The 12,855-nt window shown below is 69.0% G+C and carries 9 protein-coding genes and 1 tRNA gene; 5 read left to right on the plus strand and 5 right to left on the minus strand.

Features of this window, described 5'->3' with window-relative positions:
• The first annotated feature begins 139 nt into the window (after positions 1–139).
• Together BKH28_RS10295 and BKH28_RS10300 are read left to right on the plus strand one after the other, a co-directional pair.
• A complete protein-coding gene (locus tag BKH28_RS10295; RefSeq protein ID WP_075248588.1) occupies positions 140–355 on the plus strand; it encodes a DUF3107 domain-containing protein in 216 nt (71 codons plus the stop codon).
• 143 nt (positions 356–498) lie between these two features.
• A complete protein-coding gene (locus tag BKH28_RS10300; RefSeq protein WP_075418710.1) occupies positions 499–1,254 on the plus strand; it encodes an NAD-dependent protein deacylase in 756 nt (251 codons plus the stop codon).
• On the opposite strand, the gene ppk2 is transcribed toward BKH28_RS10300, so the two are convergent.
• The 3 genes from ppk2 to BKH28_RS10315 form a co-directional block, all read right to left on the minus strand.
• Positions 1,251–2,090: a polyphosphate kinase 2 gene (gene ppk2, locus BKH28_RS10305; RefSeq protein ID WP_075418711.1), complete on the minus strand. Its 840-nt coding sequence runs from the start codon at positions 2,088–2,090 to the stop codon at positions 1,251–1,253. The two genes, BKH28_RS10300 and ppk2, sit on opposite strands and share 4 nt — an antisense overlap.
• 121 nt (positions 2,091–2,211) lie before the next feature.
• A tRNA-Met gene (locus BKH28_RS10310) sits at positions 2,212–2,288 on the minus strand.
• A 118-nt stretch (positions 2,289–2,406) separates the two neighbouring features.
• Positions 2,407–5,589, minus strand: coding sequence for a UPF0182 family protein (locus tag BKH28_RS10315; protein ID WP_075418712.1), 3,183 nt, complete (start codon positions 5,587–5,589; stop codon positions 2,407–2,409).
• Between the two features lie 235 nt (positions 5,590–5,824).
• On the opposite strand from BKH28_RS10315, the gene BKH28_RS10320 reads away from it, so the two are divergent.
• The gene (locus tag BKH28_RS10320) at positions 5,825–6,406 is read left to right on the plus strand and encodes a PPA1309 family protein (protein ID WP_081380116.1); all 582 of its coding nucleotides are present in this window, start codon (positions 5,825–5,827) and stop codon (positions 6,404–6,406) included.
• Positions 6,407–6,465: 59 nt separating this feature from the next.
• On the opposite strand, the gene BKH28_RS10325 is transcribed toward BKH28_RS10320, so the two are convergent.
• Positions 6,466–8,031, minus strand: a complete 1,566-nt coding sequence (locus BKH28_RS10325) for a zinc-dependent metalloprotease (protein ID WP_075418714.1) — start codon at positions 8,029–8,031, stop codon at positions 6,466–6,468.
• Positions 8,032–8,250: 219 nt separating this feature from the next.
• Between BKH28_RS10325 and BKH28_RS10330 the strand changes: the two genes are divergently transcribed.
• Together BKH28_RS10330 and BKH28_RS10335 are read left to right on the plus strand one after the other, a co-directional pair.
• Complete coding sequence (locus tag BKH28_RS10330; RefSeq protein WP_178388864.1) at positions 8,251–9,498, plus strand: YlbL family protein; 1,248 nt, start codon at positions 8,251–8,253, stop codon at positions 9,496–9,498.
• A 168-nt stretch (positions 9,499–9,666) separates the two neighbouring features.
• A complete protein-coding gene (locus BKH28_RS10335) occupies positions 9,667–10,647 on the plus strand; it encodes a hypothetical protein (protein ID WP_075418715.1) in 981 nt (326 codons plus the stop codon).
• 30 nt (positions 10,648–10,677) lie between these two features.
• Here the strand turns inward: BKH28_RS10335 and BKH28_RS10340 are convergent, their stop codons facing one another.
• The gene (locus BKH28_RS10340; protein ID WP_075418716.1) at positions 10,678–12,807 is read right to left on the minus strand and encodes an ATP-dependent helicase; all 2,130 of its coding nucleotides are present in this window, start codon (positions 12,805–12,807) and stop codon (positions 10,678–10,680) included.
• Positions 12,808–12,855: the final 48 nt, after the last annotated feature.

Below are 12,855 nucleotides of genomic sequence, written 5' to 3' on the forward strand. Positions count from 1 at the left end.
CGCGAAACGGCGCGGCTCCTGAGGCGCTCAAAGGGCTGGTGCGGCCGGGGCCCCTCTAGGATCATGGCAGGTTCACGCCCCTCTCCCCCGATGGGCGCTATGCCGCTCAAACGGCACACAGACGATGCGAAGGAGCCCCATGCAGGTCACGATCGGAATCAAGCACGCCAGCCGCGAGCTCTCCCTGGAGACCTCCGACTCTCAGGAGAAGGTGCTGGCCGCCGTGGCCGATGCCGAGACCAAGGCCGTCACCCTCACTGATGACAAGGGTCGTAAGGTCTTCGTCCCGGCCGGGTCCCTGGCGTACGTGGAGCTCGGCGAGACCGAGCCCCGCCGGGTCGGCTTCGGCATCTGAGCCCTGAGCTCTCCACATCGGCGCCGCCTCCCAGAACGGGAGGCGGCGCCGTTTGACGTGAGTCGGGAGCAAGCAAACCGATGCCCCTCGAGGCCGCCCGGTGCCCGGCAGGCCCGGTCGCCACCATTAGTAGGCTGGGGTGCATGGACCACCAGGACGGCCAGTGGGGCCTGCTCAGTCAGTGGATCACGCAGTCGCAGCGCATCGTCTTCTTCGGCGGCGCCGGGGTCTCGACCGAGTCGGGAATCCCAGACTTCCGGGGCGCCAAGGGCTTCTACCACCAGGACCGGGAGATTCCCCTGGAACAGGTCCTCTCCATCGACTTCTTCACCGTGCACCCGCAGGCCTACTGGGAGTGGTTCGTCCAGGAGAACGCCCGCGAGGGCGTGGCCCCCAACGCGGCGCACAGGTTCGTGGCCGGCCTCGAGAGGGCCGGGAAGCTGTCTGCCGTGGTCACGCAGAACATCGACGGCCTCCACCAGCGGGCCGGCTCCGAGCGGGTCCTCGAGCTGCACGGCAACTGGTCGCGTCTGACCTGCACCGGCTGCGGTGAGCACTTCACCCTGGACGACGTCGACGAAGCCCGCTCCGGCGAGGTTCCCCGCTGCCCCGGGTGCTCCTCGGTGCTGCGCCCGGACATCGTGTTCTACGGGGAGATGCTGGACAGCGATGTCATGGAGGGCGCCGTCCGGGCCATCTCGGAGGCGGACCTGCTGATCGTGGCCGGCACGAGCCTGGTCGTCTACCCGGCGGCGGGCCTCATCGACTACTACGCCGGTGAGCGCCTGGTCCTCATGAACGCGACTCCCACACCGTATGACTCCCGCGCCGACCTCATCATCCGTGAGCCGGTCGGGCAGGTCTTCCAGGAGCTGGAACGCAGGAGCCGGCGGCCCTAAGCGATCCCCTGGTCCTCAAGGTCCACGTAGTGCTCGGGCGCCGCGGCCGCACTGAGGGTGGCCGCGTAGTCGGGCACCTCGCTCTGGAGGGAGCGGTCCGTACGACGGTAGCCCGACGACGGCAACGAGGACTTCTTCGGAAAGGTCATCTCAGGACGCTCCACGTGCTCGTAGGGAATGGATTCCAGCAGGTGGTGGATCATGTTGAGGCGGGCCTTGCGCTTATCGGCTGACTCCACGACGTGCCAGCGCGCGGAGTCGATGTCCGTGTGGACGAACATCTCGTCCTTGGCGCGCGAGTAGTCCTCCCAACGGGGCAGGGCCTCCAGGTCGGTGGGTGAGAGCTTCCAACGTCGCATGGGATCGGTCATGCGCGACTTGAAGCGCTTGTACTGCTCCTTCTGGGGGACGGAGAACCAGTACTTGCGCAACAGGATGCCGTCGTCGACGAGCATCCTCTCGAAGACCGGGCACTGCTGGAGGAAGCGCCGGTGCTCCTCCGGGGTGCAGTAGCCCATGACGTGCTCGACACCGCCGCGGTTGTACCAGGAGCGGTCGAACAGGCAGATCTCGCCGGCGGCGGGCAGGTGCGCGATGTAGCGCTGGAAGTACCACTGGGTGCGCTCACGCTCGGTGGGTACGGGAAGTGCGACGACGCGCGCGATACGCGGGTTGAGGTACTCGGTGATCCGTTTGATCGCCCCACCCTTGCCGGCCGCGTCGCGGCCCTCGAAGATGACGACGACGCGGGCTCCGGTGGCCCTGACCCACTCCTGCATCTCGACCAGCTCCGCCTGCAGCCTCAGCAGCTCGGCCTCGTACAGGGAACGGTCCATGGTGGGGTGCTTCTTTGCCATGCTTGAGTTTCGCACAGCACACCCCCGGACGCGAGGGTAACCATCAACGGAAACAGAATCAGAGGAGCCCAGTCCTGGGAAGGACTGGACTCCTCTGGAGTGGTAGCGGGGACAGGATTCGAACCTGCGACCTCCGGGTTATGAGCCCGGCGAGCTACCGAACTGCTCCACCCCGCGTCGGTGTCACTAACCTTAGGGGTCACCCCGCCCTCGAGGCAAATGGCGAGGGCGTGCCCTTGCTCACCGCCTGGTGAGGCGGGTCGCAGGGCACGCCCTCCGTGACGGCCGAGAGGGCTCAGCCCAGCTTCTGCTGGGCCGCAACGGCCCGTTGGACGGCATCGTTGAGGCGCTTCTGCGCATCACCGTATGCCGACCAGTCGCCCTTGCTCCTGGCCGTGTCCGCGTCGGTCATCGCGGTCTGAGCGTCGGACAGCGCCTGGTTGAGCTCCGTCTTCGGATCCGAGGATCCGGAGGCCGACGGGTTGGCGGAGGCAGACGGCGGTGCGCTCGCCGAGGCCGTGGGCGCGGCGCTCGGTGTCGGCGAGGTCTTGGCCCCGCCATCAGCCGTCGGATCCTTGCCGTCGGTCGTCTCATTGGTGTCATTGGCCGCAGCGGCATCGCCGTCGATGGTCTCCTGGCCCGTGGTCGCCCCGGAGTTACCGCCGAAGACCTGGTCGAGCGCCCCTGAGAGGGTGTCGGCGAATCCGACGTTGTCACCGAAGGAGACCAGTACCTTGCGCAGCAGCGGATACTGCGTGTTCGCAGAGGACTGGACGTAGACCGGCTGGACATAGAGCAGGCCTCCTCCCACGGGCAGCGTCAGCAGGTTGCCCTTGATGACCTGGGAGCCCTCCTGAGAGAGGAGGTTCAGCTCCTTGGAGATCTCCGGGTTGGAGTCGAAGATGTTCTGCACCTGCCCGGGCCCGGCCACGTTCGAGGACCGTGGAAGCTCCAGAAGTCTCAGCTTGCCGTAGTTCGGACTGCGTTGCCCCTTCTTCCCGGTGCCGGGAGAGGTCTCGGAGTCCACGGCGAGGAAGCCGGTAAGCACGTTGCGGTTGGTGTTTCCTCCGATGATGTAGGCGCTGGACAGGGAGAAGCTCGCCTGTTCCTGCCCAGGCATCTTGAGGGTCAGGTAGTAGGGGGCCTGCTGGTCCTGGCCGGGCGTGGTCGGGTCGTCCGGGATCTTCCAGAAGTCTCCACCGGAGTAGAACTCCGCAGCGTCGTTGACGTGGTAGGTCGCCATCATGGTGCGCTGGACGTTGAACAGGTCCTCGGGGTAGCGCATGTGGGCGATGAGATCGGCGCTCATCTCGTTCATGGGCGTGACCGTCCCGGGGAAGACCTTCTGCCAGGCCTTGAGGATCGGGTCCTTGTCATCCCACTGGTAGAGCTTGACCGACCCGTCGTAGGCGTCGACGACTGCCTTGACGGAGTTGCGCACGTAGTTGGACTCCTCCGGAGCCCTGAGAAGCCCGCCCTTGTTGTCGGCGGTCGCCGTCGCCCTGGCCAAGGACTCGTGCTGGGAGTACGGGTAGTTGTTCGTCGTGGTGTAACCGTCGAGGATCCACATCACCCGCTTGGGAGTGGCCGGGTTGTCATCGTGATCGACGACGGCCGGGTAGGGGCTGTTGTCCAGGGTCAGCCAAGGGGCCACCTTGGAGACGCGCTTGGCCGGGTCCCGGTCGTAGAGGATCTGGGAGCCCTCGCGCACCTCCTGGGAGAAGAGGATGTTGGCCTCCCGGAACTTGGCGGCGTAGAGCAGACGGTTGAACGGGTTGGACACGCTCGGCCCGCCGTTGCCGGCGAAGGTGGTGTTGACCTGCCCGGTCTTGGACTCGTCGTCGGGGTAGTCCAGCTCGCGCGGTGAGCCGTTGTCCTTGCCGCCCACGATGGAGTAGGACGGTGAGGACTGACCGAAGTAGATCCGGGGCTCGTACTCGCCCAGGTCCCCCTTGGACGGGATGCCCCCCTCCCAGAAGGAGGGGTAGCCGCGGGTGGCCACCGTGTTGCCGTAGGCGTTCACGACGCCGTAGCCGTGGGTGTAGACGGTGTGCTCGTTGACCCAGGTCTGCTGCTTCTCACCGAGACCGGACAGGTTCAGCTCGCGCACTGCGATGACCGTGTCCCGGCTGGTGGAGCCCACCTTGTAGCGGTCCACGTTGAGCCGGTTAGCGAAGGAGTAGTACTGCTTGTTCTGCTGGACCTGCTGGAAGGTCGGGGAGATGAGTCCGGGGTCCAGGAGCCGGATCGAGGTGGTGGACTCGGCGTCCTTCTCCAGCTGGCCGGCCGCCGTCTTGGTCGTGGCGTCGTAGTTGGTGGTCTCCACGTTCTCCAGGCCGTAGGCGGCCTTGGTGGCATTGATGTTGCGCTGGATGTACTCGGCCTCCTGGCGCTGGGCGTTGGGGTCGACGACGAACTTCTGGATGACCAGCGGGTAGGCGGTCCCCACCACCAGGGAGGAGACGATCATGACGGCCACACCGATGATCGGCAGGCGCCAGGAGCTGGAGCGCACCGAGGCGACGAAGAGGACGGCCACGGCCAGTCCGATCGCCGCGAGGATCGCGTTGGCGGGGATGACCGCGTTGACGTCGGTGTAGTTGGCGCCGTCGAACTTGGAGTTGGAGGCGTACAGCGCGCTGTAACGACCCAACCAGTAGCCCACGGCCCGGATGACGGCGTACAGCGCCAGGAAGACCGCCAGGTGAATGCGGGCGGCCTTGGTGAAGTGGGGCTTGCGCGCCACGGAGATACCGCCGTACAGGTAGTGAACGACGATGGAGGCCACCCCGGAGAACAGGACGACGCCGGCCAGGAAGGACACGAGCGTCAGAACCGCGGGCAGGATGAAGACGTAGAAGGAGATGTCGATCCCGAACTGGGGGTCCTTGACACCGAAGGACTGGGAGTTGAAGGCCAGAAGAATCTCTCGCCAGCTGGGGGCCAGCTCCCAGGCCGACCCGAACAGGGCCAGCACCGCGGGCACCGCCCAGGTCAGGCGGCGTCGCACGGGTTCGATGACGGTGCGGTAGGCCTCGAGGTTGCGCGTGGCCTCGTCGTCGGGCATCCCGATCTCCCGGGCCCGGTAGGCCGTGGTCATCGAGACGAAGACGGCCCCGAACATGATGGCGAATCCCACGAGGAAGAGGACGATGAGGGCGATCCACTGCGTCCACAGCACGCGGGCGTACCCGATCTGACTGAACCAGAGGACCTCGGTCCACACCTGCGACATGATGCCGATGACGACGGCAATGGCCACGATGATCGAGATGGTCAGGGCCAATGGGCCGGGACGGCCACCGCCTGTCCTGCTGCGCGGCGCGCGGGGAGGACGGGGCCCGCCCCCGCCCATGCGTCCAAGACTGAACAGTCCGGTCCTGTTGTCAGGCTTCCCCTGCTGGGACGAGCCGGCGGATTTGCTCGAGGACTCCTCGGAGGCTGAGTCCCGGGACTCGTCGTCGGGCCTGGTGCTCACGATCCTGCTCCCTGTCTGACGTGCGTGGTGGCGCCGCCTCGCACACGGTGAAACGCGGCGTCGTCGGCCGGAGGGGCCGCTCGGGCCATCGTCCCACACACCCCTGACACGGCCATAACCTTCTCCAGGATGAAAGAACGCCTCGGGCGGGGTCGCCGCGATGGCCTCGCCGACGAAGCCGCCTCATTGGAGGAGCCGGCACCACCAGTGAGACGATGACGGCGTGACCGACAAGATGCATGACGAAGCGACCACCCCGGGGGCGGCCCGATCCGTCTCCTCCGCGGTGCGGGCCCTCGCCCGTGCGGTGACCGAGACGGAGACCCATGTGGCGGTCCACGGCTGGGACCAGCCGGTGCGCGTCTTCGCGCTGGTGCGTACCGCTGAGGCCCTTGAGACCGACCCGGACGTGGCCGGCCTCCTGGACACCGCCACCGTGGAGGAGGCCCGCACGAACCCCGAGCTGCTCATGGTGGTGGAGCAGGAGGGACTGCCACCCGCCGCGGACCTGGAGCACCTGCTGGCCCAGCTCGCCTGGCCCGACTCCGTCCACGGCGCCGCGATCAGCGTCGAGCGGCTGGTTCTGCCGCCGGCGGCCCAGGAGGAGGCCGAGGCCATCACCGATGCCGCCGAGCTCCTCACCTTCCTCCAGGAGCACCCGGACCGCGAGGACATCCGCATGGTGGTAGGAGTCCTGCGCGGCGGGGAGTCCTGGTGCGCGTTGCGCTCACGCAGTCACGACGACGACGCCTCGGTCTACCAGGGCGAGCGCCTGGTTCCCGGCCTGGTCGAGGCCCTGGCCGCAACCCTCCTGTAGCGGGTCAGCGTCGGGCGAGCGCCCGACGCCGGTCGCGTCGCCGCGTGGCCCTGTCTGTCTCAGGCCTGGTCCGTGCCGGTCGGGTCCTGCTCATCGGGCTCATCAGGGCAGTCGCTGTCACCGGCACCGTCAGAGGCGGGATCGGCTGACTGGCCGGGCTCCCAGGAGGCGGCATCATCTGCGGAGGTGGAGATGCGGTCCCCGAGTCCCTCGGGGCTGTTCTCATCCGCCTCCTTGGCGCCCTCGGCGTACCCGAGGGTCCCGTCCAGCAGGGAGGCCAGGTCGGCGTCGATCTCGGCGTCGATGTCCTGGGCCATGCGCCGCATGGTGAGGAAGTCCTTGGGGTTGGCGAGCTCGGAGGCCGTGGGCATGACGTCAGGGTGGTTCCAGAAGGCGTCGCGCTCGGCATCACCGGCCTGGGCGCCCAAATGGGACCACAGCTCGGCGGCCTCCCGGGCCCGGCGGGGCCGGAAGGTCAGCCCGATGAGGCGGGCGAAGACCTGCTCGGCGGCGCCGCCCTGGGCACGGCGCCGGCGCATCATCTCGGCCAGCGCCATGAGGTGGGGCAGGTGCGGTGCGGCTGCGCGGGCGGTGACCACCTCGACCCAGCCCTCGACGAGTGCCAGGAGTGTCTCCAGGTCCTCGAGGGCCTCACGCTGGGCCTCCGTCTCCTGGGGCGCGAACAGCCCGCTCTCGAGGGCCTCGCGCAGGGCGTCAGGATCGTTGGGATCCACCTGAGCCACGGCGGACTCCAGGGTGTCGGTGTCGATGCGGATCTCGCGGGCGTAGGCGACCACTGCCTGAAGCACCTGCCCACGCAGCCACGGCACATGGGCGTAGAGGCGGGCGGAGGCTGCCTCTCTGACCGCCAGGAACATGCGGGCCTCGTCCTCATCGACCTCCAGTCCCTCGGCGAAGGCGGCCACGTTGGCGGGAACCAGTGCCGTGCCGGGTTCACGGGTCAAGGGCAGGCCGGTGTCCGTGGCTCCCAGCGCCTCCTTGGCGAGCTCACCGATGGCCTGGCCGATCTGGAGGCCGAAGGCTGTGCCGGCCATGGTGCGCATGATGGATCCGAGCGCGCCCATCTGCTGGGCGGCCTGCTCCATCTCGGCCGGCATGTCCTGAATCTGCTTCTCCAGGGTGCGGGCCAGGGCGGCGGTGACGGCCTCAGCCACGGGGGCGCACACGTCCTTCCACACCGGCAGTGTGCGCTCGACCCAGGTGCTGCGGCTCCAGGCCTCCCGCTGCCCGGGGGCGGGCATGAACTCGGTGGCGGTGTCGAGCCACAGGTCGGCCACTTGAAGGGCCTGGCGCGTGGAGTCGGCGATCGCGGCGGTCACCGTGGGATCACCGGTGCCGCGCGCCTGCTGGAGGGCCAGCTCCTGCCCCATCTGCCAGTTGACCGGCTCGGCGGTGGAGGCGGAGAACATCTGCTGGAACTGGGCGCGCATGGCCAGCAGCTGGGCGGGACTGAGCTGGGAGACGTCCCCCACCCCCGGCATCTGGGCGATGGAGCTGGGATCCACCCCGGATGAGCGCAGGGCGCTGACGGCGTCGGAGGCCATCTGCTCGCCGAACAGTGATGCGAGCATCTTCTCGAGCTCGTCGAAGGCGTCCTCGCTCACGGGGTTTCCTCTCGCCGGGTCGTCCTGGGACATCGTCTGGACCGTCAGGACACTGTCTCTAACGGCCTTATGGTCGCACCCATTCCTGTGCCGGGGCCATGTCCCGTTCGCCGACGGCGTGCCCGCACCGCCTCGGTGGGGCTCAGGTCTTCTCCGTGCCAACATTGTGTCGACTTCGTGCCAAGTTCGTGTCGATAACTGTCCGTCTTCCCCAGGAAGATGACGCATGATGAGCGCGTGACGCACCCAGACAAGTACGACGCCAGCGACGCTGCGAACTCAGACGCACCGGACGATGCCCAGCCGGTGCGGGAGCATGAGGGCGACCGGCGCAACCAGGCCGGGCACGCTGACACCCCGCACGCGCAGCTCTCCCCGCAGGACCGGCGTCAGCGCAGGCTGCGGCGCTCCGTGGCCGCCGGGGCGGTCATCCTGGCCGCGGCCCTCATCGGCGCCGTCTTCACGGTGCCGATCAACGTGGTCATCGAGGCCCCCGGCCCGACCTGGAACGTGCTGGACAACGGCTCGTCGTCGAGCCAGGACGTCCTGAAGGTCTCAGGAACCGAGACCTACCCGACCGAGGGCGCCCTGCGGATGACGACGGTCTCGGTGTCGGGCTGCCCCGGCTACCCGGTGACCACCGCCGACCTCATCGCCGCCTGGTTCTCGGCGGACAAGCGGATCGTGGAGCGCAACGAGGTGTGTCCTCAGGATCAGAGCGCCGAGCAGGTCGAGGAGACCGGTAAGGCCCAGATGACCGCCTCACAGGATGCCGCCGTCATCGCCGCGCTCGTTGAGACCGGCAAGGCCGGCGCCATGCACCTGACCGTCACTGAGGTGACCGAGCAGCAGACCTCGACCGAGGTCAAGGCCGGGGACGTCCTGGAGACCATGACCCCTGAGGGCGGTCAGACGACGACCCTCGCCTCCTTCTCCCAGCTGCGTGAGCTGATGACCACGATCCCCGAGGGAACACGGGTGACGCTCGGTGTGCGCCGTGGCGATCAGAAGGCGAGCGCAGCACTCACAACGATCGCCCCGCAGGAGGGGACGACGGGTTCCCTCCTGGGGCTGAGCCTGAAGATCTCGATCGACAGTAAGGTGGAGGCCACTTTCGGCCTGTCCGACGTCGGCGGCCCCAGTGCCGGCATGATGTTCGCCCTGGGAGTCGTTGACGAGATCACTCCAGGGGCCCTGACCGGGGGCAAGGACATCTCCGGAACCGGGACGATCGACATCAGTGGTCAGGTCGGCCCCATCGGCGGTATCCGGCAGAAGATGGCGGGCGCACGCAAGACGGGCTCCACGTTCTTCCTCGCCCCGACGAGCAACTGCGACGAGGTCAAGGGCCATGAGCCCGAGGGCATGAAGGTCTTCGCCGTCGGTACGCTGCACGAGGCCGTCACCGCCACCAAGGCGATCGCCTCGGGCGACACCTCCGGCCTGGCCACCTGCTCGACCCAGTGACTCCCGCAGGACCGGCGCTCAGCCGGAAGTAGTTATCCACAGCCCGACAACTGCCTCTGGCGGCTCGGCTCCGCCCCGTGCCACTGTCACCACAGACCCTGACGCACTCGTCAGGACATCGAGCTCCCAGCGCCCCCTCGGGTGCCAGGAGACCTGTGAGGAGGCACGATGCGTGTACGTGGAGGGTGCGCCATCCTGTGGCGTCAGCAGGGCGTCAGCCAGATCGGAACGAGTCCCGGGCGACGCACCATCGTCAGTGACCTGAGTCTGGCCGAGCAGCGCCTGCTCGATGAGTTCGCGCGCAACCTGGAGAGCGCAGGTGTCTACCGCGCCGCCCGGCGCAGTCGCGTACCGGTGGCGCGGGCACGTCAGATCGTCGAGGACCTGAGACGTCAGGGGGCGCTGGTGGCCTCGGCGACCAGCGAGCTCGGCGGGGTCGACGGCGTCTACTGGGACCGGCTGGGCGTTGACGCCAAGGCCCGCGGCGCGGTTCTGTCGCAGGCCGTCCTGGCGTTTCACGGCGTGACCACTCTGGCTCAGGAGACTGCTCTGTGGTTGGCAGAGGCCGGGGTGGGCACGATCCTGTCCACCTGCTCCCCGCAGGACGGGGGCCTGGCTCCACTCCTGTCGGCACGTTTCCCGGCTCTGAGGACGCGTGCACCGTTGCGCACCCGTCCCGATGTCATGGTGACGGTGGATCCGCATGTGGTCGAGCCGCTGCTTGCGCGCAGGCTCGCTCAGGAGGACGTGGTTCACCTCCCGGTCGTCGTCGGAGAGACGGGGGTGCGCGTCGGCCCGGTCCTGGGCGGTGGCGGCCCGTGCTCGACCTGCTTGGATCTGTGGGAGAGGGACGCCGACCCGTGCTGGCCGGCGCTGGCCACGCAGATGCGCACCCTGCCCATGCCGGAGGTCGAGCACCTGGTCCTGCACGAGGCCGCGGCGTCAACGGCTCGGGCCGTCATCGACACGCTGGTGGGACAGTCCGCCGATGTCAACGATGCCAAGGACGGCGCCGAACCGGACGGGGAGAAGAACGGGGACTCGGCCGCGTGGTGGTCCACGCACTCGGTGGAGGTCACCGGTCAGGAGCCCCGGGGACGGCAGAGGACCTGGGAGCGTCACCCCGAGTGCCTGTGCTCACAGCTGTGAACGCCGTCGGACAGGAGTGTCCTCCGCTGCTCAGTTCTCGGCCTCGAAGTCGCGCAGGAGGGTGAGGACCGGCCCGCCGTACTCCTGCAGCTTGGTGGCGCCCACACCGCGGATGAGGGAGAGCTGGGACAGGCTGGTGGGTTTGACGACGGCGATGTCCCGCAGGGTGGCGTCGGCGAAGACCGTGTAGGCGGGCTTGGAGCGCTCCTTGGCCACGCCTGAGCGCCAGGCCCGCAGCTCCTCGAACAGGGCGATGGTGCGGGGGTCGTTACTGGCCTCGAAGTCGGCCGCGGACTGCCGGGAGCGTTCTTTGGCGCTCTGGCGGCCCTGGCGCCGGGAGGCGTCTCGGGTGCCGTGGCCGGTGGGCCACAGGCCGTCCAGGAAGCGGGAGGGCTTGCGTGCGGCCCGCCCTCCGGCGTTGCGTGCGCGCGCGTAGGAGATGATGAGGTGCTCGCGTGCGCGGGTGACGCCGACGTAGAGCAAACGCCGCTCCTCCTCGATGGCGGCCTGTCCCTCGGCCAGGGAGATGGGCAGCAGCCCCTCGCAGGCGCCGGCGAGGATGACGGCGTCCCACTCCAGGCCCTTGGCGGCGTGCAGGGAGGACAGGGTGACTCCCTCGACGGTGGGGGCGTTCTGGGCGTCTGCGCGCTCACGCAGCTCGGTGTGGAAGGCGTCGAGGTCAGCGCCGCGGGTCTGGGCCATCTCATCGGCCAGGGCCACCAGGGCGTTGAGGGCGTCCCACCGCTCGCGCACGGCTCCGCGGGGTGCGGGAGGCTCCTCGCTCCAGCCCTCACGGGACAGGACGGTGCGCGCATCCAGGCTGAGGTCGCCGGTCAGGGAGGCCTTCTCGGTACGGGCCGCCCCGAGGACGACGGCCATGGCGCGTTTGACCTCCTCACGCTCGAAGAAGCGCTCACCGCCGCGCACGAGGTAGCCGATCTGGGCACCTGCCAGGGCCTGTTCGAAGACCTCTGACTGGGAGTTGGTGCGGTACAGGATCGCGATCTCGCTCAGGGGGACCCCGGCGGCCTGCAGGCGGCGCACCTGGGCGACGGCGCCCTCGGCCTCGGCGATGTCGTCGTCGTAGGTCTCGAAGCGCACGGCGGGGCCGCTGGGACGCTGGGCGACCAGCTCGACGGCGCCGGCGGGCAGGTGCAGGCCGCCGCCTCCGCGCCGTGAGCGGGAGAGGACCTGATTGGCCAGGGAGACGACCTGCGGGGTGGAGCGGTAGTCGCGGCTCAGGCGCACGGTGCGAGCGCCCTCGTAGCGGGTAGTGAAGCCGGTGAGGAACGCGGGCGTGGCCCCGGTGAAGGAGTAGATGGTCTGGGAGACGTCCCCCACCACGCACAACTGGCGGCGCCGCCCCAGCCACAGGTCCAGCAGGCGCTGCTGGAGCGGGGAGACGTCCTGGTACTCGTCAACGACGAAGTGCTTGTACTGGCCGCGCACCTGGGCGGCGACGTCCTCGCGGTCCAGGAGGATCCCGATGGTCAGCAGGAGCACGTCCTCGAAGTCGATGACGCCGCGCTCGCTCTTGGCCTCCTCGTAAAGTGACAGGACCTGGGCGACCGTGGCCGTCTCCTGACCGGCCACGCCGGTGCGGCCGGCGGCGACGGCGGCCTGGGCGTAGTCCTCGGGCAGGGTCATGGTGACCTTGGCCCACTCGACCTCGGCGGCCAGGTCCCGCACGGTGGCCCGATCGGTGGGCAGGCCCAGGCGGCGGGCGGCGGCGCCGACCAGGGGGGCTTTGTGGGCCTGGATGTCGGGGCGGCGTCCACCGATGGCGGTGGGCCAGAAGTAGGTGAGCTGGCGCAGGGCGGCGGCGTGGAAGGTGCGGGCCTGGACGCCGGGGACGCCGAGGTCGGCCAGGCGCGAGCGCATCTCGCCGGCGGCGCGGGCGGTGAAGGTGACGGCCAGGACCTGGGTGGCCTGGTAGGCGCCGGTGGCCACGCCGTGGGCGATGCGATAGGTGATGGCCCGGGTCTTGCCGGTGCCGGCGCCGGCAAGGACGCACAGGGGTCCTTCGAGGTGCTCGGCGACCTCGCGCTGGTCGGGGTCGAGGGCCTCCAGGAGGCCGGCGGCATCCAGGGGGGTGCTGCGACGGCCGGGACCGGACGTGGGCGTGCCGGTCGGGGCGGGGCGTGCGGTGGTCGGGCTCATCGGGACCAGCCTGCCACGGGGCGGTGACAGGAATCGACGGCTGGTGGC

The organism is Actinomyces oris, from assembly GCF_001937665.1.
Classification (GTDB): domain Bacteria; phylum Actinomycetota; class Actinomycetes; order Actinomycetales; family Actinomycetaceae; genus Actinomyces; species Actinomyces stomatis.

Bases quoted from the DNA above. Each gene is read 5' to 3' on its own strand.
- ppk2 (WP_075418711.1), bottom strand. From the start codon at position 2,090: ATGGACCGTTCCCTGTACGAGGCCGAGCTGCTGAGGCTGCAGGCGGAG.
- BKH28_RS10300 (WP_075418710.1), top strand. From the start codon at position 499: ATGGACCACCAGGACGGCCAGTGGGGCCTGCTCAGTCAGTGGATCACG.
- BKH28_RS10295 (WP_075248588.1), top strand. From the start codon at position 140: ATGCAGGTCACGATCGGAATCAAGCACGCCAGCCGCGAGCTCTCCCTG.
- BKH28_RS10335 (WP_075418715.1), top strand. From the start codon at position 9,667: ATGCGTGTACGTGGAGGGTGCGCCATCCTGTGGCGTCAGCAGGGCGTC.
- BKH28_RS10330 (WP_178388864.1), top strand. From the start codon at position 8,251: ATGACGCATGATGAGCGCGTGACGCACCCAGACAAGTACGACGCCAGC.
- BKH28_RS10320 (WP_081380116.1), top strand. From the start codon at position 5,825: ATGCATGACGAAGCGACCACCCCGGGGGCGGCCCGATCCGTCTCCTCC.
- BKH28_RS10340 (WP_075418716.1), bottom strand. From the start codon at position 12,807: ATGAGCCCGACCACCGCACGCCCCGCCCCGACCGGCACGCCCACGTCC.